Origin of the sequence: Listeria sp. LM90SB2 (assembly GCF_028867355.1) — a bacterium.
In the GTDB taxonomy this organism is placed as follows: domain Bacteria; phylum Bacillota; class Bacilli; order Lactobacillales; family Listeriaceae; genus Listeria; species Listeria monocytogenes_B.
In genome coordinates, this window is record NZ_CP046449.1 from 2,701,313 (window position 1) to 2,722,973 (window position 21,661).

24 protein-coding genes are annotated in these 21,661 nt (G+C 40.0%); 5 read left to right on the forward strand and 19 right to left on the reverse strand.

Features of this window, described 5'->3' with window-relative positions; translation table 11 throughout:
• Window positions 1-63: 63 nt before the first annotated feature.
• The 4 genes from rpsG to GL301_RS13450 all read right to left on the reverse strand — a co-directional run bounded on the left by rpsG (window position 64) and on the right by GL301_RS13450 (window position 3,062).
• Window positions 64-534 carry a 30S ribosomal protein S7 gene (gene rpsG, locus GL301_RS13435; protein ID WP_003722012.1) on the reverse strand — a complete coding sequence of 157 codons (471 nt, stop codon included), beginning with the start codon at window positions 532-534 and terminating at the stop codon, window positions 64-66.
• A 30-nt stretch (window positions 535-564) separates the two neighbouring features.
• A complete protein-coding gene (rpsL, locus tag GL301_RS13440; protein ID WP_003720973.1) occupies window positions 565-978 on the reverse strand; it encodes a 30S ribosomal protein S12 in 414 nt (137 codons plus the stop codon).
• A 192-nt stretch (window positions 979-1,170) separates the two neighbouring features.
• Window positions 1,171-2,568, reverse strand: a complete 1,398-nt coding sequence (locus tag GL301_RS13445; protein ID WP_003727683.1) for a deoxyguanosinetriphosphate triphosphohydrolase — start codon at window positions 2,566-2,568, stop codon at window positions 1,171-1,173.
• A 14-nt stretch (window positions 2,569-2,582) separates the two neighbouring features.
• Window positions 2,583-3,062, reverse strand: coding sequence for a GNAT family N-acetyltransferase (locus GL301_RS13450; RefSeq protein ID WP_012681462.1), 480 nt, complete (start codon window positions 3,060-3,062; stop codon window positions 2,583-2,585).
• A gap of 160 nt (window positions 3,063-3,222) precedes the next feature.
• Between GL301_RS13450 and GL301_RS13455 the strand changes: the two genes are divergently transcribed.
• Window positions 3,223-4,692 carry a MucBP domain-containing protein gene (locus GL301_RS13455; RefSeq protein ID WP_012681463.1) on the forward strand — a complete coding sequence of 490 codons (1,470 nt, stop codon included), beginning with the start codon at window positions 3,223-3,225 and terminating at the stop codon, window positions 4,690-4,692.
• A gap of 54 nt (window positions 4,693-4,746) precedes the next feature.
• Here GL301_RS13455 and rpe read toward each other — a convergent pair whose 3' ends face one another.
• The 14 genes from rpe to GL301_RS13525 form a co-directional block, all read right to left on the reverse strand.
• The gene (rpe, locus tag GL301_RS13460; RefSeq protein WP_003724969.1) at window positions 4,747-5,391 is read right to left on the reverse strand and encodes a ribulose-phosphate 3-epimerase; all 645 of its coding nucleotides are present in this window, start codon (window positions 5,389-5,391) and stop codon (window positions 4,747-4,749) included.
• Window positions 5,388-7,403 (reverse strand): transketolase, encoded by a 2,016-nt coding sequence (tkt, locus tag GL301_RS13465; protein WP_003727679.1) that lies wholly within the window; start codon window positions 7,401-7,403, stop codon window positions 5,388-5,390. The genes rpe and tkt overlap by 4 nt, the downstream gene beginning before the upstream one ends.
• Before the next feature lie 33 nt (window positions 7,404-7,436).
• Window positions 7,437-8,111: a ribulose-phosphate 3-epimerase gene (locus GL301_RS13470; protein WP_003724971.1), complete on the reverse strand. Its 675-nt coding sequence runs from the start codon at window positions 8,109-8,111 to the stop codon at window positions 7,437-7,439.
• Between the two features lie 8 nt (window positions 8,112-8,119).
• Window positions 8,120-8,560, reverse strand: coding sequence for a ribose 5-phosphate isomerase B (gene rpiB, locus GL301_RS13475; protein WP_003728561.1), 441 nt, complete (start codon window positions 8,558-8,560; stop codon window positions 8,120-8,122).
• A gap of 194 nt (window positions 8,561-8,754) precedes the next feature.
• On the reverse strand, window positions 8,755-9,786 hold the full coding sequence (locus tag GL301_RS13480) for a zinc-binding dehydrogenase (RefSeq protein ID WP_003727677.1): 1,032 nt from the start codon (window positions 9,784-9,786) through the stop codon (window positions 8,755-8,757).
• A gap of 1 nt (window position 9,787) precedes the next feature.
• Window positions 9,788-10,840 carry a galactitol-1-phosphate 5-dehydrogenase gene (locus GL301_RS13485; protein WP_003772891.1) on the reverse strand — a complete coding sequence of 351 codons (1,053 nt, stop codon included), beginning with the start codon at window positions 10,838-10,840 and terminating at the stop codon, window positions 9,788-9,790.
• A gap of 36 nt (window positions 10,841-10,876) precedes the next feature.
• Window positions 10,877-12,148 carry a PTS galactitol transporter subunit IIC gene (locus tag GL301_RS13490; protein ID WP_003722022.1) on the reverse strand — a complete coding sequence of 424 codons (1,272 nt, stop codon included), beginning with the start codon at window positions 12,146-12,148 and terminating at the stop codon, window positions 10,877-10,879.
• A 60-nt stretch (window positions 12,149-12,208) separates the two neighbouring features.
• Entirely contained in the window at window positions 12,209-12,490 is a 282-nt protein-coding gene (locus GL301_RS13495) for a PTS sugar transporter subunit IIB (RefSeq protein ID WP_003722023.1), read from the reverse strand.
• A 57-nt stretch (window positions 12,491-12,547) separates the two neighbouring features.
• Window positions 12,548-13,012 (reverse strand): PTS sugar transporter subunit IIA, encoded by a 465-nt coding sequence (locus GL301_RS13500; protein ID WP_003724974.1) that lies wholly within the window; start codon window positions 13,010-13,012, stop codon window positions 12,548-12,550.
• A 33-nt stretch (window positions 13,013-13,045) separates the two neighbouring features.
• Window positions 13,046-15,115: a BglG family transcription antiterminator gene (locus tag GL301_RS13505; RefSeq protein WP_003724975.1), complete on the reverse strand. Its 2,070-nt coding sequence runs from the start codon at window positions 15,113-15,115 to the stop codon at window positions 13,046-13,048.
• Window positions 15,116-15,484: 369 nt separating this feature from the next.
• Window positions 15,485-16,297: a putative ABC transporter permease gene (locus GL301_RS13510; protein ID WP_003724976.1), complete on the reverse strand. Its 813-nt coding sequence runs from the start codon at window positions 16,295-16,297 to the stop codon at window positions 15,485-15,487.
• 73 nt (window positions 16,298-16,370) lie between these two features.
• Complete coding sequence (locus GL301_RS13515) at window positions 16,371-16,733, reverse strand: MmcQ/YjbR family DNA-binding protein (RefSeq protein WP_003724977.1); 363 nt, start codon at window positions 16,731-16,733, stop codon at window positions 16,371-16,373.
• On the reverse strand, window positions 16,730-17,098 hold the full coding sequence (locus GL301_RS13520) for a VOC family protein (protein ID WP_003724978.1): 369 nt from the start codon (window positions 17,096-17,098) through the stop codon (window positions 16,730-16,732). The genes GL301_RS13515 and GL301_RS13520 overlap by 4 nt, the downstream gene beginning before the upstream one ends.
• A gap of 45 nt (window positions 17,099-17,143) precedes the next feature.
• A complete protein-coding gene (locus tag GL301_RS13525; RefSeq protein ID WP_003724979.1) occupies window positions 17,144-17,950 on the reverse strand; it encodes a helix-turn-helix domain-containing protein in 807 nt (268 codons plus the stop codon).
• 115 nt (window positions 17,951-18,065) lie between these two features.
• On the opposite strand from GL301_RS13525, the gene GL301_RS13530 reads away from it, so the two are divergent.
• The 4 genes from GL301_RS13530 to GL301_RS13545 all read left to right on the forward strand — a co-directional run bounded on the left by GL301_RS13530 (window position 18,066) and on the right by GL301_RS13545 (window position 20,846).
• Window positions 18,066-18,536, forward strand: a complete 471-nt coding sequence (locus GL301_RS13530; RefSeq protein WP_003724980.1) for a universal stress protein — start codon at window positions 18,066-18,068, stop codon at window positions 18,534-18,536.
• A gap of 45 nt (window positions 18,537-18,581) precedes the next feature.
• Window positions 18,582-19,037 (forward strand): ribose 5-phosphate isomerase B, encoded by a 456-nt coding sequence (gene rpiB / locus GL301_RS13535; RefSeq protein ID WP_003724981.1) that lies wholly within the window; start codon window positions 18,582-18,584, stop codon window positions 19,035-19,037.
• Window positions 19,038-19,235: 198 nt separating this feature from the next.
• Window positions 19,236-19,577, forward strand: coding sequence for a hypothetical protein (locus tag GL301_RS13540; RefSeq protein ID WP_003724982.1), 342 nt, complete (start codon window positions 19,236-19,238; stop codon window positions 19,575-19,577).
• 12 nt (window positions 19,578-19,589) lie between these two features.
• On the forward strand, window positions 19,590-20,846 hold the full coding sequence (locus tag GL301_RS13545; RefSeq protein WP_003724983.1) for a Y-family DNA polymerase: 1,257 nt from the start codon (window positions 19,590-19,592) through the stop codon (window positions 20,844-20,846).
• A 1-nt stretch (window position 20,847) separates the two neighbouring features.
• Here the strand turns inward: GL301_RS13545 and GL301_RS13550 are convergent, their stop codons facing one another.
• Window positions 20,848-21,660, reverse strand: a complete 813-nt coding sequence (locus GL301_RS13550; protein WP_003724984.1) for an alpha/beta fold hydrolase — start codon at window positions 21,658-21,660, stop codon at window positions 20,848-20,850.
• Window position 21,661: the final 1 nt, after the last annotated feature.

Consider the following 21,661-nt stretch of genomic DNA (forward strand, 5'->3'; position numbering starts at 1 on the left):
TGTATTTCTCCTTCCATAAAACAATTTTTCAGGCAATACGCCTGGAATTTGTCAGTGATTTTTTTACCAACGATAGTGAGCGAACGCTCTGTTAGCATCAGCCATTTTGTGTGTATCTTCGCGTTTCTTAACAGAAGCACCAGTATTATTGGCAGCATCCATGATTTCGCGAGCAACACGTACTTCCATTGTTTTCTCTCCACGAAGGCGAGCATAATTTACTAACCAACGAAGACCAAGAGTAGAACGACGGTCAGCACGTACTTCGATAGGTACTTGATAGTTAGCACCACCTACACGGCGAGCTTTAACTTCAAGAAGAGGCATAATGTTCTTCATAGCTTGTTCAAATACTTCCATCGGATCTTTACCAGTTTCTTGTGCAATGATATCGAATGCGGAATATAGGATAGCTTGAGACTTTCCACGTTTTCCGTCAACCATCATTTTATTAATTAAACGAGTTACTAGTTTCGAATTATAAATCGGATCTGGTAACACGTCACGTTTAGCAACAGGACCTTTACGAGGCATCGGATATCCTCCTTTCATATTTTATAAGTATTATTTTTTAGGTTTTTTCGTACCGTATTTAGAACGGCTTTGTCCTCTATTTTCAACACCAGCTGTATCAAGCGCTCCACGAACGATATGATAACGTACCCCTGGTAAATCTTTTACACGTCCACCACGAATAAGAACAACACTATGTTCTTGTAAGTTGTGACCAATACCAGGAATGTAAGCTGTTACTTCAATACCATTACTCAAACGTACACGGGCATATTTACGAAGCGCCGAGTTAGGTTTTTTAGGAGTCATGGTACCAACACGAGTACATACGCCACGTTTTTGCGGAGAGTTAACGTCTGTTAGTTCTCTTTTAAAACTGTTTAGGCCCTTGTTCAAAGCAGGTGATGTAGATTTTTTAATTTTAGATTGACGAGGTTTGCGTACTAATTGGTTAATTGTAGGCATGGGATAAATTCCTCCTTCCTTGTTTAGTAGTTCCACACATCCAGGTGGTTCATTTTTTCGGTAAAATAAAATGGCTGTAAGTTCAACCTACAACGCTGTTTTATTTTCAGACCTCTGTTTATAGTAGAGGCACCTTGAATATAGTAACACCTTGACGTTCGGATGTCAAGGTGTTACTTGAAATTTAGTTAATTAGCTAAGTCCATTCAAACGTTGATATAAATCTTTCGCGTAGCTGTCGGTCATGCCGCAAATGAAGTCTGTTACGAGAAGTAATCGCAAGTACAGTTTCATTGTTTCGCTTTCGCCTTCTGCGTTTTTGCGGTAACAGCCTAGGTAGTTGTCGGAAATCAAGGTTAGTAGGCGTTTATCTTTGGCTGTTTGGCGTTCTGGTGTTTCGCTGTCGTAGTAAATCACAGCTGGGATGAACGTTTCGAGCAATTTGGAGATGATTTCGTTGCCGGCGATTTCGGATTCAACAATGCCTTTATCTTGGTAAATGTACGTGAATGATAGGCTTTGTAAAATTTGTACGAGTTGTTCGGCGCTTGAAGCATCGATAAGTGAGTCGTTGAATGTGCCTGCCATGATGGCGTCGTAGTTCTCGTAAAATACTTCGAGTGAGCGATTGATTAATTGGCCGCGGACGTTCGATGCGAGCCATTGTTGTACAATGAAACTTTCTTCTTGCCCTTCGTAGCGCTCGCTTTTTTTCTTAAGTTCGTTGTAGCACGCGGCAGTTACTTTATTATGCTCTTCTACTTCTTCAAAACCTTTTAAGATTTGCGTGATGTTGACGATACCTTTTTTCACGCCGTCTTCTAGGTCGGCATTTAGGTACGCGATGTCGTCTGCCACTTCTAGTAAATAAGTGAGCGGATGACGGTTATCAAGCGCTTCTGTTGCAGTTGTTATTTCATTAAAAAGTGATTCATCGGCATAAAAATAGCCTAGTTTTTTGCTTTTGATTTGTTTTTTATTTACTTTTAAGGAAGAAACTGGGTATTTGATGACCGCATTTAAAGTGGCAAATGTTAGGTTTAAGCCGTATTGGTCGAAAAGATAATGCAGTTTGGAAACTACACGAAGCACTTGCGCGTTACCTTCAAAGTAATAAAAGTCTTCTTTCATTTGTGGTGTTAGGATTTCAGCTAGGCTTTTATTTTTGTAAGTGATGGTTGCTAAATTGTCGCGGAACCACTCACGGATACTTTCTTCACCAAAGTGACCGAACGGCGGATTCCCCATATCATGTAACAGTCCTGCACAAGCAAGGATTTCCGGAATTTTATCCGCATGATCTTTTGTAAAATCTTTGTCTAAGTTTTCTTCTTGAATCGTGTGTGTAACCATGTTCCCCATTGATTTTGCGATTGTACTTACTTCCATTGAATGGGTTAGTCGTGTACGCACAAAATCACTTTTTTCTAGCGGGAATACTTGGGTTTTATCTTGTAAACGGCGAAACGATGCACTCATAACGATACGCTGAAAATCATTTTCGAAAGCGCTACGTACGTCGGTGTTTTTCGAACGAGTGACACCGGATTCGCGGCGGCGTTTATCATTTAATAGTTTATCCCATTTCATTTAAATCCCATCCTTTATAGGTTGCTTAGTTTTTCCATTTCGGCTTTAGTGAGCCTATGTACGGTCCATTCTGACATTTTCTCTGCGCCAATTTTTTCGTAAAAATCCATGCCTGATTTATTTTCGTTTAGGCACCACCATTCAAATCTGCCGCAATCGCGAGATAAAGCGAGTTTGGATAAATAGCTGAAAAATTTTGTTCCAAAGCCTTTTCCGCGCATTTCTGGAATGATGTAAAGGTCTTCTAGGTATAAGCCTTTTTTGCCAAGTAATGTGGAAAAGTTATGGAAAAAGAGTGCGAAACCAACTGGCTCCCCTTCGTATTCAGCGATAATTACTTCGGCAGATTTTTCTTGAAAAAGGGCTTTGTGTAGGCCGGATTCGGTTGCTACTACATCTTTTTCAATGCCTTCATGAATTGCAAGTTCGGTAATAAAACGAAGAATTAACGTCGTGTCTTGTTCTGTCCCGTTTCGAAATGCTAGTTGTGTCATAATATCTCTTCCTTTTTGTTGTCGTATTAATTTAAGTATAAGCTAGAGCTAGACATGTATCAATTAAAAAAAACTTATTCCACACAGATATGAATATAGAAAAGTTTAGATGTTTTGTGTAAGGGAAAATATAAAAAAACTCAAGTAAGGGGGCTTTTCTGTGTTACAAAGAAGATTTTGGGGTATTTTTTGTTTTGCCATATTCTTGTTTTTATTTCCAACTATTGGTTCTGCCGAAACATCTGGTGACTATGAATATACAATAAATGGAAATGAAGCTACCATTACTGATTATACAGGACAGTCTACTGATATTACCATTCCTACAACACTTGGTACTAATAATGAATATACCGTTACTGCTATCGGGAATGGCGCATTCAAATCCAAGAGATTAACTAATGTAACGATTCCTAATACAGTTATAACTATTGGCGATGGTGCTTTTACCATCAATTCACTTGAACAACTAGTCTTACCCAACTCAGTGCAGACTATAGGGAGGAACTCTTTTAGTGTCAATAAATTAGAAAAAATAACTTATTCTACTGCTTTAAAAAATATTCCTTCCCAAGCATTTTTAGCTAATAATTTAAAAACAGTGACTACACCAGCCACTGTTGAAAGTATTGATGCTTCTGCCTTTGAAAATAATTTTATTACTAATATTACAATTCAAAACCCAAATCTTCAAATGGCTTATCAAGCTTTTGCCGCTCAAACAGTTTTAAGTACACTCATTGTACCAAGCAACCACATCCTACCTATAGAAAATTACATTCAGTTTCAAGATGCTTCGGCTCATTTGACTACAGATAATTTATTCATAACTGATTTAGCGAATGGTATTACGTATAATCAAGCCGAAAAAGCATTAAACTTTTCAGCAGAGCCACTCGAATCTACTTTTTCACTTTTCACTGGGACAAATCGATTTGATTCTTACTATGATATTTCTGAATATGGTCCTTCTGGAAAGCCATTTATCTACTTCAAGTATACTAAACCAGTCCTAGTTTCCTATAAAGATGCGTCTGGGAATGAATTAGCTACTTCTACTAGATTAGATGGTAGTATTGGTGAAAATTACGTCACTACTCCTAAAATAATAGATGGCTATACTTTAAAAGAAACACCCGGAAATGCGACAGGACAATTTTCTGAAACACTGCAAAATGTAACGTATATTTATGAAAAAACTGCTGTCCAAAATGGGACAGTCACTGTAAAATATCAAGATGAATCGGGTAAAACACTAGCAAAAGATACTGTTTTAACCGGTGAAGTAAATAATACCTACCAAACTAAAAGCAAAGACATAGCAGGCTATAAACTTCAAAAAGTGGAAGGAAATGAATCGGGTACTTTTAGCACAACCCCTGCAACTGTTACCTATATTTATGAAAAAATAGCAAACAGTGATAATACAAATACCAATGGAGAAATGACCGACAATACTACACTGAGTACTAATGATACTGTGATTTCATCCGAAGCAACAAAAAAAGTTGATAAAAACACCTCTAATATCCTCCCAACTACTGGTGATTCAAAAGATGCTCTCTTTTTTGCACTAGGAAGTTTATTGACGTTGTTATCTACTAGCTTCTTTTTCTTTAAAAGAAGTTAAACCACTCCATAAAAAAGTGCTACAAACCGCTAGTTGGTTTGTAGCACTTTTTTGTTACGCTTTTAATTCTTTGATACAAGCAATTTTATCATCTGCTCTAAAGAAGTAAGAGCCTGCTACAAGAACGTCTACGCCCGCTTGCTTACATTTTTCTGCGGTTTCGGCATTTACACCACCGTCGACTTCGATCACATAGCTGCCGTTATTTTCTCGGCGCCAATGATCCAGATAGCGCATGTTTTTGATGGTAGAATCAATGAAAGCTTGTCCACCAAACCCTGGATTTACGGTCATTTGTAAAACTAAATCTACATCTGCTAAAACGGCATCCAGCACGCTCGCCGGTGTTCCTGGATTAAGCACGACTCCCGCTTTACAGCCCGCTGCCTTAATTTGTTGAATGACGCGGTGGATGTGCGGCGCCGCTTCGATATGCACGGAAATAATGTGCGCCCCAGCTGCTGCAAATTTTTCAATATAGTTTTCTGGGTTCGAGAGCATTAAGTGGACATCCAGTGGAATAGTCGCTGTTTTCTTGATTTGCTCGACCATATCAATTCCAAACGTCAGATTCGGCACAAAATGTCCGTCCATGACATCGATATGAAGGTAGTCAGCTCCGGCATGTTCTGCTTCTTTAATGGAGTTTGCCATGTTCATATAATCAGCTGCGAGTAACGATGGCGCTACGAATGTCATACGCGCACACCGGCTTTCGCAATCACAGTTTCGACACGATCCGCCACATTTTCTGGTGTAAATCCATAAGCGTTAAACAAATCTTTCGCAGGGGCAGATGCGCCGAAGTGATCGATTCCTAACATATCGCCTTCTGACCCAATAAATTCTTTCCAACCGAATGTTGCTCCTGCTTCAATCGCAAATCTCGCTGTGACTTCTTTTGGTAAAATGCTTTCTTTATAAGCATCGGTTGTTTTTTCAAAGCGTTCCCAGCTGGATAAACTAACAACGGAAACGTCGATATCTTTTTTCGCAAGTTCGGCTTTCGCTTCAATTGCAAGGGACACTTCTGATCCTGTTGCGATAATGATAGCGTCTGGTTTGGAACTATTTGCTGGTGCTACGATATAAGCACCTTTATCTACACCTGCATCCACTTCTTCTTGTGCATTTTCAAGCACTGGTAAGTCTTGGCGTGATAATACAAGTGCGATTGGACCATTTGTGTTAGTTGCGGCAATTTCCCAAGCAGCGCGGGTTTCTTTGGCATCGGCTGGGCGAATAACTGTTAGGCCTGGCATAGCACGAAGCGAGGCTAGTTGTTCGATTGGTTCATGTGTCGGGCCGTCTTCACCTACAGCGATACTGTCATGCGTGAATACATACGTTACTGGAAGTTGCATTAAAGCAGCCATCCGCATTGCTGGGCGGACATAGTCTGAGAAGACGAAGAAAGTCGAGCCAAACACTCGCAAACCGCTATGAAGTGCCATTCCGTTTAACATTGCTCCCATCGCAAATTCGCGCACACCGAACCAGATATTTTTACCAGCTGGGTCTTGAATGCTGTATGCTGGGCTCGCATCAATAAATGTTTTGTTCGAGCAACCTAAGTCAGCGGATCCCCCGAAAAGTTCCGGTAATTCGGCTGCAATTGCGTTAATCATTTTCCCAGAAGCAGAGCGCGTTGCAACATTTGTGCCTGCTTCAAAAGTTGGCAAATTAGCGTTCCAATCGGCAGCTACTTCTCCCGCTAACACGCGGTCTAATTGACTTGCAAGTTCTGGGAATTCTTTTTTGTAATTAGCGAGCATTGTGTTCCAAGCACCCTCTAGTTTTTCCCCGCGAGCTTTGTAATTTCTTAAGTAATCACGAACTTCGGCTGGTACTGTGAAAGGCTCTTCTGCCCATTCGTAATGCTCTTTTGCACCATTTGCTTCTTTTTCACCGAGCGGAGCACCGTGACTTGCGGAGCTGCCTGCTTTTGTTGGCGCGCCGTAACCGATGACTGTTTTCACTTCGATTAGCGTTGGTTTCGATGTTTCTAATTTTGCTTGAACAATTTTTTCTTGAATTGCCGCTAAATTGTTGCCATCTTCTACACGTAAAACTTGCCAGCCGTATGCGCGGAAACGGTCTGCTGCATTTTCACTGAACGTTGCGCTTAAATCTCCATCTAAACAAATATCATTGGAATCGTACAATACGATTAATTTCCCAAGTCCTAAATGTCCTGCAAGTGAGGCTGTTTCTGATGCCACGCCTTCCATCAAGTCTCCGTCACCACAAATCGCATACGTATAATGGTCGACAATTGGATAATTTGGTTGGTTATACTCCGCCGCTAAATGAGACTCTGCAAGCGCCATTCCAGCCGCCATACCAATCCCTTGTCCAAGCGGGCCACTCGTTGCATCGACTCCAGCAGTCCATCCAAATTCAGGGTGTCCTGGTGTCAAACTATCTAATTGACGGAACTGTTTTAAGTCTTCCATTTTTACATCATAACCAAATAAATGAAGCATGCTATAAAGTAGCGCAGACCCGTGTCCTGCTGATAAAACAAAGCGATCGCGGTTAAACCATTCTGGGTTGGCTGGGTTGAATACTAAATGTTTCGCAAATAGCATATACGCCATTGGAGCTGCTCCCATCGGCATTCCTGGGTGTCCTGAATTTGCTTTCTCAATCATATCAATGGATAACGAACGAATCGTGTCCACGGCTTGTCTATCTAATGTTTTTTTCAAAACTGTCATCTCCCTTAAATTGTTTGTGCTTTATTACACATGTTTTTCTACATCTGACCAAATGTGTACTAGTCTTTCTGCATAACTCGTTTTATCTCGGTCATGAAATAACGCGGATGTGCCTAGTACATAAATGTCTGGTAAGCAATCTCGCATTAAGCCTACTGTTTCTTTATTAATATTGCCATCCACTTCAATGAGCGGCGCATGGACTTTTCCAGCTAGTTTTGCTTTTAAATCATGTAGCTTTTGTAATACATCTGTTTGAAATTTTTGTCCCGCAAAACCCGGGTTTACAGTCATCATTAACACCATTTCGACATCATCTAAATAAGGATAAATGGCTTCGATAGGTGTTTCTGGATTTATCGCAATCGATGGTTTAACGTTGTAAGAGCGGATTTTCCGGATGACTTCTGACACGTCTTCCGCTACTTCTACATGAAAAGAAATATATTCCGGTTTCACAGGACCAAACATGTCAATATATTTAAGTGGGGTAATCGTAGCCAAATGTATGTCTAGAGGGATTTCTGTATTGTTTCGCACTATTTCCAAATATTCTGGACCGAGCGCAAGATTATTCACATATACACCGTCCATCACATCGCAGTGTAGTAGTTCCACACCAGCAGATTCAAGGCGACGGAGCTCTTCACCTAAATGTAGTTGGTCTGCACACATAATTGAAGCGGCTATTTTCCTCATGTTCATCCTCACTTTCTTTCGAGTTCAGTAATTTTATCCAAGCGGCGTTTATGGCGATCTCCTGCAAATGATGCCTCAAGCCAAGTATCAACAAGTAAAAGCGCTAATCCTTCACCGATAACGCGTTCGCCTAGACAGAGAACATTGCTATTGTTATGTTCACGGGTGGCACGCGCTGAGAAAGTATCCGAAACAACCGCAGCACGGATTCCGTCCACTTTGTTAGCAGCAATACTCATACCTATTCCAGTTCCACAGCACAAAATACCGAGTTCAGATTGCCCGCTTACTACTTGATTGGCAACTTCTTCTGCATAAGATGGAAAATCGACACTTTCATCTGTATATGTTCCAATATCAACAACTTCAATATCTTTTTCACGTAAATGTTTCACAATGGCATCTTTTAGTCTACGTCCGCCGTGGTCGCAACCAATTGTTAATTTCATTTAATTTCACCTTCATTAATAGATTTTTTTCTTTTAACGTCTTATAATGAAATGGAACCGAGAACATACGCGAATATGTTCTCGGCTCATTTCTAAGGATGACTACTGTAAAACATCTGAGCCCGAGAAGCTTTGGATTCGTTTGCACGGTTATCCTTTTTTTGATGTTTTTTCATACAGCCCATCCTCCATTATTAAGATTTCACTAATACTTTAATTTCATTTCCTGCCATAACTGCCTCGAAAGCCTCGCGCCAGTCATCCAAACCGTATACTTTAGTAATCATTTTATCCGTATTGATTTTGCCATTTGCTAGTAAGTCGAGCGCTAAAATCCAAGAAGATGGTTTTTGCGAACGGCTGCCGATATAAGCAATTTCACGTTGGATAATGGATTCTTCATCAATCGCATTTTTCTTTTCGGCAAAAAGTCCTACTTGAACAAAATCGCCTTTTTTCTTCGTTAGAGGTAATCCTTGATTTACAGCGGGTACTGCGCCAGAACAATCAAATACGCGTTCCGCTCCGTAACCATCTGTCATGCCAAGCACAACTTCAGCCAAGTCTTCTTTTAAAGTATCGACAATCCGGTCCATTCCAAGCTCTTTTGCTAGACGTAAGCGGTCACTATCTTTGGTAATTCCTGCCATAATCACCGTTGCCCCTTGCGCTTTCACAACTTGAGCTAGTAACAAACCAATTGGACCTGGTCCGAAAACAAGTACTGTGTCATCTGGACGAATCGTTGTTTTTTCAAGCGCCGAATGCACACAACATGCAAGCGGTTCTGTTAGTGCTGCTGCTTCGAGCGAAATACGTTCATCAAGCACGTGACAACTTTCTTCGCGAGATAAAACAAATTCTGCAAAACTACCATTTGCTTGCGTACCAATGCCGCGACGATTGCTACATAAATTGTAATCACGTTCCTTACAATAAATACATTCTCCACAAGTTTCAAAAGTTGTTTCACTTGTGACACGGTCTCCCACTTTGATACTTGTTACATCTGGCCCAACTTCTACAACGACACCAGAAAATTCATGTCCCAGTGTGACGGGAGTTGTTGGATTTTTGTATTCACCTTTAAACGTATGGATGTCTGATCCGCAAATACCAGTGAATGCTACTTTGATTTTTACTTTGTCGCCATAGACTTGTGGTTCTTCTACATCTCTTAGCTCCATTTGATCATATCCGGGGTTTGTTTTTACTACTGCTTTCAAATTAATCGTCACCTTTCTGCGGCAATATCATCACTTTGTTATAATCATGCTCTCTGGAAAGAATCATATCAAACGCTTCTTTCGTTTCTTCTAGCTTATAACGATGCGAAATTAGTGGTTTCAGTTTAATTCGACCTTGTTTCACGAATTCAATCGACGTACGCCACTCCTCACCTGGAAATGGTGCCGAGTAAGAATTCCAAAAACCTTTCAGCGTAAGTTCACGTCTAAAAATATTTTCAAAAGCTTCCTCGTGTAAAAGCACATCTGCGTAGGCGATTCCTAAGTAACCAACTTTACCTTTTTTCTTCGTTACAAGAAGGCATTGTTCTTGCGTTATTTTGGAACCAGCACACTCGAGTGCAATATCTGCCCCAAGACCATTTGTATAAGCAAAAACGCGTTCTTTTAAGTCTTCGTTTTTTGGATTAATGGTGTATTTACAACCGAATTCCCGCGCGTCTGCTAATTTTTTATCACTGATATCAACCGCGATAATATCTTTTACTCCCGCAAGAAGTAAGCATTGTACAACCAAGATTCCGATGGTTCCAATTCCGAAGACAATCACCGTATCGCCAAGTCTCGGCTGAATACCAAGTACTCCGTGCATTGATACAGCAAGTGGTTCAATCATCGCACCTTCTTCAAAATCAAGGTCGCCGATAGAAATGACATTGTCGGCTTTCATGACGACATTTTCAGCAAATCCGCCGTGGAAGTGTGATCCCACCATCCGGTAGTTGTCACATAATGCAAAGTCGCCCGCTTTACAATAATTACATTCCATACAAGGCTCAAGCGGAATCCCTGCAACACGGTCACCAATAGCTACGTTTGTTACTTCGCTACCAATTTCTGTAACTACACCTGCAAATTCATGTCCCATTACAGCAGGCAATGGGTATTTCCAGCGAGTCTGCATTTTATGAATATCTGATCCGCATATTCCGACTGCTTTTACTTCGACACGAACTTGATCTTTCCCACAAGTCGCTTCATCAATTTGTTCTGCTTTTATTACATTATTCTCGTATAACACAGCTGCTCTCATGTTACTATCACCTCTTCTATATCATTAAGACAAAACTTAGAAAATAGCTGCCCAAGCTTGAGAGAATTTAAGAATAACCCAGTTAAAGAAGTTACCACCCATATCAAGTGTACTAACTTGTGTTGCTCCTTTAGGGAATTCGTAAACACCTTTCATCATTTCTGTATGAACAAGACCGAAGTCAGTTGCCATAAGAAGCGCTAGTGCAATAACTACAGTTCCAGCTAAAACAGAGTGAAGAATGTTACCTTTACGAGATGCTACTACGAATGATACGTAGAATGGAATAGTTGCCAAGTCACCAAAAGGAAGTACTTTGTTACCAGGAATGATAACAGCTAAGAAAAGAGTGATTGGAACAAGGATTAAACCAGTAGAAATATTCGCTGGGTGACCGATTGAAAGTGCTGCATCAAGCCCGATATAAAGTTCGCGGCCTTTGAAACGAGATTTCATGAATTCACGAGCGGATTCTGAAATTGGAATTAAACCTTCCATTAAAATTTTAACCATACGAGGCATTAAGAACATTACCGCACCCATGGACATACCAAGTTGTGCAACTGCGCCAACGTCATAGCCTGCAAGAATACCGATTGCAATACCTAGAATAAGACCCATCATCATTGGTTCCCCGAAAATACCAAAACGTTTTTGAATAGTTTCTGGGTCAACATGGATGTTTTTAATACCAGGGATTTTAGCGATTAGCCAACCAACCGGAATACCGATGAAACCGAATGCTGCTGTAGAACCTGTTGGTAAGGAGATCCCTTTTAATCCGTAAAATTCTTCTACCATAGGTTGTGTTCTGTCTGCCATCCAAAGAACAGCAACTTCATAGATGATCGCACAAAGAATCGCGAACCACCAGTTACCACCAGTTACGATATAACCAGTTGCACCTGCTGCGATGAAGTGCCAGTAGTTCCAAATATCAATATCGAGTGTTTTCGTAACTTTGAAGAAAATAAGTGCTAAGTTAACTACCAAACAGATTGGAATTAAAATTGCTGCAACTGGAGAAGCCCATGAAGCCGCGGCTGCTGCTGGCCAACCTGCATCAATAATTGTTAAATTCAGTCCAAAACGCTCAACCATTTGTTGCGCTGCCGGACCTAAGTTACTAGATAGTAAACTAATAACAAGGTTAATACCTACAAACCCGATACCAATCGTAATCGCTGAACGAAGCGCTTTCTTTGCTGGTACTCGGAAAATTAATGCAATAAAGAAAATCATAATAGGCAAAATAACTGTAGGCCCCAAGTTTAAAACATACTGTACTCCTGACAGAAGTGTATCCATTTAATATTTCCTCCTTTTTTCTCTGTTTAATGATGATTTCTAAACTCCCTTGCGCAGCCTTTATTTAAGGTGCGCAAGTATTTCTTCGTCTAATTCTTCCATACCCATACCAGTGATGTAAGAAGTTGCAATAATCGCTGGGATTTTGTAAGTTGTTGGTAAAATAGTTGTTGATACGATTAAATCCGCTCCGTCTTGCATAGATGCTGCTTCTGAAATTTTAATTTGTTTTACTTCTGCGTCCACGTTGTTTTCTTTTACCAAACGTTCTACTCTGTCCGTTACTACTGTTGATGTTGCAATTCCTGCTCCACAAGCTACCAAAATTTTAAATTGTCCCATGATAAATTCCTCCTAATTAATTGCTGCGATTTCCCGCGGCTAATTTTCCTGTTTTTTTTAAACGGTAATAGTTTCTAAAATTTGTTTTACTTCGTCTTCATCTTTCGCTCTGAGTAATGCGGCTACATTGTCTTTATCCTGAATCGTCCCCATCAATTGCTGAAGTACCGCGAGCTGGCTGTGAGGTTCATTTAGTCCGAGTACGAAAATCAAATTCGCTTCAACCGTTTGACCAGCATCTTCCATTAATTTAAATGGAATGCCATCTTTCACAGTGATTACGGCGATAAATTGTTCCGTAACGCATTCTGGATCCGTGTGCGGTAATGCCACGCCGTATCCATCTAATTTTAGCCCCGTTGGAAAGGTTTGTTCACGGTCTGTTAGTCTTGTTAAAAAGTCATCCGTTACATATCCTTCAGACTTTCCACTTTCTGCGACCATTTGGAATAGGTCCTCTTGTTTCTCGATATCCGATTGAACCCAAACCATTCCTTTTTTCAAAAATTGTACTAAATCCATTACGAAATCCTCCTGTAATTCTTTCTGACTTCTCTACATTGTCTTTTTTGTTTCCAAGTCCGTGAAGTTTTTAATTATTTGGTGCATTTCTTCTGTGTTCGCAGCATCCGCAAGTTTTTTCAGTTCTTTTTTGTTCTCCGATAATTCCATCAATTGTAGTAAAGCTGTGAAGTGAGCGTTTTTATCTATGGCTGCAATGACAACGATAAAATGTAGCTCTTTACCGCCTTCAAGTGGCAGGCCTTCTTCTAGATAAAGCAAGCTCATTCCGAGGCTATTTACTCCTTTTTCCGTTTCAGCATGAGGGATAGCTATTGTATTACGGAGAATGATGTTCATAATCGGTGCCGGATATTGCCGTTTCATTTCTTCCACGTAGGCTGGTTCCACCACTCCCGCCGAAAGTAACGGTAAAGCCGCATGATAAATTGCCTCATGCCAATCTTTCACTGATTTCTTACGTGTGATTCGCGTTACTTCGAGTAGATCTGCGAGTGTGCTTTTGCCTTCGTGTTTGGATGTGTTTTCTTCTGGAACTGGCATTAAATAATCTGCTAGCACTTTTTCAAGACGGGCAGCATCTTTAATATCAGCAAATTTGGAAATAGTTTTCATTAATTGATCGACGCTGATATTCACCTCATCCACTAAGTAAACCGCTCGCATCACCCGGCGTCTAAGCTCCAGGCGTTCTTTCCCATCCATCAGTTGGTTGATAAGGAAAAATTTCTTGTCGGTCGAAAGTGGCACTGCGGAAAATACAATGTCATAACCTAACTTTGTTTGTTCAAATTCTCGAATCGACATCGCTTGATAGAAAAATATTTCCGGAAAAAGGCTTCGTAATGTTTTTTCCATCAATCTCGAAATCGACAATCCGTTCGGACAAACCACAACTGCTTTTAGTCTCGTTTGTAATTTCTCTGTGGATTCGATTAAATGCCCTCCAATGAAAAGGGTAATAAATATACTTTCATTTTCAGGAACTTTGCTACCAATAAAACGTTCTAATGGTGCTAACGACTCTTTCACGATGTAATGCACGGCTTGGAATTCTTGATCAATCTTGTCTAAAATGCTGTAATCTGTTGTAAGATGATACTTAATTCGATAATACGCAGGTTTAATGTGTGCAAATAATTTTTCAAGTAACGATTCTTTGTCTACTAGTTGAATACAAGCCTTTTTCTCAAATTCGCTTAGAACTTGTTCCAGCGCCAGTCTTAACTTGTGCGTTTCCTCCGATTTCAAATATTGTTTCGGAAGTACATTGGAAGTTAAAAGTTGTAATGTGATGTACATTCGCTCTGCTTCTGGCATATTCGGCTCTTCTTCAATAAAAATCTCTGCTGCTCCGTATTCCCGAGTATCTGACAATTCATTGTAGTCAATCAGGAAAGATGTCGTAATTGTTTGCCCCTTCTTCATCCGCCGAAAAACAGCTTCTAAAATGTAAGGCAGTATTTGCATTTTATTGTCAATAAAATGCAAATTCAGATGATGCTCAACTTGTTCCAATTTTTCCCGAAGCTCTTTAATTCTCGCTTCGTCCACTTGCATGAAATCCTGTAAATACTCTTCGCCGCCAAAACTTTCTATGATGTGTTCTGCCGCATAAATGAGTGCCGTCCGCTGATTCCACTCGTCTCCGTCAATTAAATAGCCACGCATCCGCGAATATTTAACTTCAAGGTTGAATTTTTCAAGTGTCTTTTGTACCAGCTTCAAGTCTCGTAATACGGTGTTCTTGCTCACCTCCAGCTCGCTTATAAAGTGATTAAGGGATAACTCTTCACTTCCTGTTGTTAACATGAGGATGATTAGACTAGCGCGTTCCTTTTCTGACGGGATGTACCAATCTGTTTTTTCGCCATCTTCCTCACCAATGATTTGAAACAGGTCAGGTTCTACGATAAATCGACCATTTGCGGCACGATGAATCTTCGGGTAAGTCTGTTCTTCTAGCCAATTATTAATTTTTTGGAAACTATAGTCGACTTGTCTTCGAGTTAAACCGAATTTTGCTTGTAAGTTCGTACTCGATGTGTCAGGATGTCGTAAGAGTTCTTTTAAAAGTGAATTACTTCTCTCATCCAAATACATGTCGTTCCCTCCTGTTCGTTTTAATTATAAATCTAAATCTAATAAAAATGTACACGCTTTCATCCCAATAACTTGCGGAAAGAATGTACATCATTGGGCTTTACTTGTGACTTTTTTAACAATCCTATTATTTGCAAATATGTGAAAGTTGCTTGTAAAGCTTGATATATAGCGAGATTATGAAACTTCTTGAAGGTAGGTAAAATCTACTTTGAAACAAAAATGAGAATGAAGTAACGGAGCTTTGCGGGGCGATGTTTCTTCTTAATCATACAAAAGATAGGCTGTTCTTTCTACACGTTTTGTAAAAAATAACGCAAAAAAAGGCGCAAATGATAAAAAATACCATTCGCGCCATAATCAGTTTCTCTATTTTCTTTTCTGTTTATCGACCCGAAGTAAACTTTTGTTGAAATTCTTAAATGGCGCCGCGCGTTTCACTTTCATTTTCGGGAACGATTTTAACATTCGTCGTTCATTAAATTTAAGTTTGCGCATGCTGGCAGCAAGTTCTTTGTCTTGCTTACGTTTTGCTTCTATTTCAGCAATTTTCATATCAACATTTTCTTGTTTCTTCAAAAGTCCTTCTTCAAATTCTTTCGCCCGTTCTTTTACGCTTGCTTTTAGTTCATTTGCTTGGGCAGTTAGTTTTTCATTAAATTCGGCAAGTGCTTTTTGGAATGATAGCATACTTGTGACAGATTTAATCGTATCAATAAGCATCAGAACCACGATGAGTGCAGGAATAATCCAGCCACCCCAGCTTAAAATCCAATCTGCAAATTCGGTGACAAGTGGGTGCAAGAAGCGTACAACGATAATACAAGCAAATCCCCAAAAAATCGAAATCGGCAAGCAAATTCGTCCTTTTACATTGAGTGGCCAATTGTGATAATCCCACCATGTTGTATGGAATAATGCTTCTAAAATCGTTGCGGTAACATATTCAATCACCGTACAAATAATCATCGAAAAAATAAATAAGGCCCATAAGTTATTTTGAAACGGTAAAATCATCATTAAAACTGTCGTTACCCCAAACCCGTAAATGGGACAATATGGTCCATAAAGAAAACCACGATACACTAACTTCTTCTCTGAAATCGAGCAAAAAATTTCCTCCCAAGCCCATCCAAGAACAGAATAAATGAAGAAGTATAGGATAAACATATTAATATCCATCTTTTCATCTCCTTTTTGTTTTCTTTTTCACAATCAATTTCATTATAACAGAAATAAGAACTTCTTAACTAAATTAGTCAAAAAGTTCCGCTTGTTTATATTTTGGCAACTTATTCTTCGCTTCTGAGTACGCATGCTGAATTAATGCGCGAATCAAGTCTTTATCTCGTTCTTCTTCCAATAAAACAGAAATCCAAACTCGTTTATTCATGTAATAACCGGGAACGATGGCTCGATTTTCTGCGCGAAGTTGCTCACTTTTTTCGGCATCGCACTTCAAGGTTAAAATCGGCTGCCCTTCTTTATTCGTTCCGCGCATTGCCATTAGCTGATCCAAAACGTGATAGCGCTCCGCTCCCCATTCTTCTTTAAACGAATACTGGACTCCTTTAAGACCACTGATTTCCTTCTGTATCCAAGCAAATTCATCGCTCATTGTGCGGGCTCCAAAATCATAATCTTATTGCCATCTGGGTCAAGTAAATTCAGTTCACGTCCGCCCCACTCAGCCACACGAGGTTCTGGTGTCTCCACTCCCGCTGTTTGAAGTTCCCGGTACATCTCATCCAAATTAGTATCACACGAGAAAACAAACTCCACTTTAGATTCGCTTGCTTCGCCCCATTTGCTATTATTCCAAACAATAATCCCGGGAGCCTTTTCAGAAAAACCTAATTTCGCTCCGTCATAATTGTCGTACCCTTCGAATACTATCGGAATTCCCAATTTTTCGTGATAAAACGCAACCAACGCCGCCGGATCTTGCGTGGAAATATTTGTACAAACAAATTCATTAATCATTTTAAGCACCTCCATATCGTTAGTTTAACAAAGCATTTACGTTTTTCATTGTATATTTGCGACATTTTGCAGAAAAATTTGCTTCATTTCTTCTGGGGTGTGATTACTATATCGTTTAAATTGTTTAATTAAGTGAGCCTGGTCCGTAAAACCATGAAGATAAGCAAGCTCAGCGCCCGGCACACTTGGATTCTCATATAATGCCTGTAATACTTTTTGGAAACGAATAAGTTTTGCTGTCTGTTTTGGTGCAAGTCCCATATGTTTTTGAAATAGCCGTTCTAACTGCCGAACAGATACAGCTCCTAACGCAAGTTGATTGGGATTTTGTAGTAACTTATCAATACCGTTTAAAAAATCAGGATGGACTTGCTTGCCAAGCATCATTAATTTTCGCAGTAAAAATTCTTCTAATAAAGCTATTCTTTCCATGTTCGTCGTCATTTCAGCAAACCTCTCTTGAAAAAACGAAACAAATCCAGCAAACATCTCTTCCGGCTCTTTTACCCGATTCATGCTACCAGTCAAGTCCTGTTCGACAAATAAAAATAACGACCACGCATAAAATCGCACAGCAAAAAGCTCGGTATTACTTTCATCGTCAGACTCAAACGGTGCATCACTAACGCCAACAAATATAGCATCCGTCACTAGCCCTGTTTTACTATCAATTGTAAAAATAATATCCGCACATAAATCAGGAACCACTAAATTATTTCCCGGGAAATTCTTATCATCCGCCTCCCAAAAACAGCGAATATAGCCTGTAAGAACCGCACTCGGTAGATATTCTTTATAGCCTGCACGCTTTGGTGTAGCTACAATGGGATAAAACGTTTCTAGCTTTGCCATAAAGAGCCCTCCTTTTCCTCATAGTACCACAAAATTTTCTCTTTAATCATGCTTCTTTCTTTTATTTATGGGTATTAAGTAAATAAGGGGAAAACTTTTGAGAGGGTGATACAAAATGTCTGCTTACAAACGGATTCTTGTTGGTGTAGATGGATCAAATGAAGCGGAAGCCGCGCTAAGACGAGCTGTTCAATTTGCCAAAATGGATGGCGCTACGCTTGGTATTGGCTTTGTCGCGGATGTGCGCCGGATTGCACCATTAATCGATTATGAACAAACCTATGCCAAAAAAGCCAAAGCTTACGGAGAAGAATTAGTTGAAATGTACAAAAAAGAAGCTGAAAAAGCTGGTGTCTCGCATGTAGAAACTTTTGTTCACTTTGGTACGCCAAAAACTACCTTCAATAAAAAAATAACGCGGAATTTCGAGCCTGATTTAATTTTAGTTGGCGCAACTGGACTTTCAGCAACAGAGCAATTTATTCTTGGTAGTGTGTCTGAATATACGGCCGCTCATGCACCTTGCGACGTTATTATTGTTCACGCAAAACCTTGGCGCAACAGAAAGACTGTCGAAAAACTCTAATTCATGTATAATGAAGGTATTGATTATACGGCAGGAGGAGAAAAAATGACAGTTAGTAAAGTTGCCATTGCTTCAGACCATGGCGGAATTGAATTACGAAAAAGTATTATTTCTTATCTTGAAAGTGTTGGAATTAGTTATGAAGAATTTGGCCCCGAAGCGCCAGAATCAGTGGATTATCCGGGACTAGCGATTACCGTTAGTGAAAAAGTTGTTAACCAAGAAGTTGACCGCGGCATTTTAGTTTGTGGTACGGGTATTGGTATGAGTATTGCAGCTAATAAAGTAAAAGGCATTCGTTGCGCGCTTGTTGGCGATACATTTAGCGCTCACGCCACGCGCGAACATAATGATACAAATGTCCTTGCGCTTGGAGCGAGAGTCATAGGCCCAGGGCTAGCAGAAGACATTGTCAAAATTTGGCTAGAAACAGCGTATGAAGGTGGCCGACACGCAAATCGTGTAGGACAAATCACCGCTTACGAAGATAGCCAGGCTTAAAAAAATAATAACGACCAAGTCTAATTTTACAGGCTTGGTCTTTTTTTATGTCCACTTTATTAATAGTTCACAAATAGTAATTTATTCCCGTTTTGCTAGCATAAATGAGGATATTTACACATTGTAAATAAGAACGTTTGTTCGTATAATATATTTAAGCAACAGCTAATTATTTAAAAATATTGGAGGTGTCATCATATGAGCTACCAAGATCGCGGCATGAAGAAATGGGGCGGTTTTTTATTAAGCGAGCATACAGAAGCAATGCAAGACGCTGAACCAACTTTAGTATGGAAAGAAGCTATGACTACAGAATTTATCGAAAGTGTGCTAGCTAGCGCGATGACACATCAGTCTACGCTTGTTATCCAGAAAAAGCCATTAAACCCAGAATCTGCTCCTGAAAATGATATTATTGGTCGTATTTCAGGCGTGGAGAACAACACCATTTACATTAAAAACTCTGAGGGGACTGTCCCGCTTTCCTTCTCTGCAATTCGAAACGTAGAAGAAAGGAGTGTCGAAAAATGGTACAAATAGAAGATTATAGCCGTGCACCGCGCCGTGATATTTTGTGCATCGATATTAAATCGTTTTTTCGCCTCAGTTGAATGTGTCAAACGTCGGCTGAATCCACTTGAAGCATATTTAGTAGTAATGAGTAACGCCGACCGGGCTGGCGGGCTTGTTTTAGCTGCCACTCCAAAAATGAAACAAGAACATCACATCAAAACCGGCTCAAGAATGTATGAACTGCCCACCTGGGATAAACGAATTATTATCGCACCCCCACGAATGAAACTTTATCTAAAAGTAAATGCGATGATTCAAGCCATTTTTAGACGTTATGTTCCCGCTGAGTTTATTCATGTTTATAGTATTGATGAATGTTTTTTAGATATCACCGGATCGCATTTGTTATTCGGTAGCACGGAAGAAATTGTTCGCAAAATCCAGTGTGATATTTTAGAAGAATTGCGGCTATACGTTACAGTTGGAATCGGCGACAACCCTCTTCTTGCCAAACTCGCGCTCGATAATGTGGCTAAAAACCGGGATGACGGCATTGCTGAATGGCGCTATGAAGACGTTCCCGAGACCATTTGGAAAATCAGACATTTGGATGATGTGTGCGGAATTGGGCGTCGGACTGCTGTTCGCCTGCAAAAAATGGGAATCTTTAATATGTATCAACTAAGCCAAACGCCGCCACAAGTGTTAAAAAACGCAATGGGTGTAGTCGGAGAGCAACTTTATTATCATGCTCACGGCATCGATTATAGTCTTTTAAATGAAAAATATGTTCCAGTTAGTAAAAGCTACGGAAAAAGCCAAATTCTTGAAAAAGACTATCATGTGCCGGCCGAAGTAGAGATTGTCATCCGCGAAATGGTTGAGGAAGTAGCAATGCGTTTACGCCAAAATCATGTGGATACTGCTGTTATTCATCTAAGTATCGGCTACAGTAAATACAGCATAAAAAAAGGATTCAGCCATCAAGCTAAAATCCCTCCTACTAGTAGTAGTCATGCGCTTATTCCTTATTTCCTGCAACTATTTAGACGTTACGATGAACGCGAACCTGTGCGCTCCATTGCTATTTCATGCGGTAAGATTACTTTGAAAACAGGGTTGCAGCTCAATTTATTTGAGGATGCTACTCGAACTTTAAATCATGAGCAATTAGAAATAACGGTCGACAAAATCCGTTCGCGTTATGGGTTTAAATCCCTCATGCACGCAAGCAGTTTATTAAATGGAGCGACTGGCTTAAAACGTTCTGAAATGGTTGGTGGTCACAAAGGTTAACTTATTCTGGTTTCACGCGGAACAAGAAATCCTCTACCATTGTTGTAAATATTTTTGGTTGTTCGATTTGTAAATTATGTCCTGCAAAATCAAGGATAGCAATCGACGCATGTGGATATTTTTCAAGCAATGTAAGCCCGTCTGCGTATCCCACATGATCATCTTGACGCCCAAATAAGAATAATGCCGGCACATCGAATTGCGCTTTTTCGTCTGGATCAAAGCTCAGCGCATAGTTCGCAGATAATCGGTCTAAAAATTCTCCATCTGCATTAATCATTCCCGCCATCACTTCCGCCAAGAAACGATTCCAGTTTCTTGCTGTTAAAATAACGCCACTTTTTGAAAAGTACGCTCGGTCTTCTTTTGATAGCGACCGTACAAACGTATCATCTTGGTACATGACTTTTTGTTCGGGTAGCGTTCTTCTTTCTTTTTCAGGATAGATGACTGGGCAAATAAGTAAGACTCCAAGTACTCTATCTGGCATTTTCGCTGCGATTCCGCGGGCTAAATAACCACCATACGATTCTCCGGCGAGTACGAATTGCTCTCCCGGAATTACCGCTTCAATAAATTCTAGTAAAAGGGTGAGTACATGGTCAGCATTTTGGATTGAATCGTAATTCTCGGTTTTTCCCATTCCAGGCAAATCCACATAAATGCGTGAAAATGGACTTTCCTTATCAAAGACCGGCTCCATGCAACCAATCATCAGCTGCGAATCAGGACCAAAACCATGAATCATTATTATCGGTATTCCTTCACCATATTTTTCATAATAAACGTCTACGCTACGGATTGTTTTATGCATA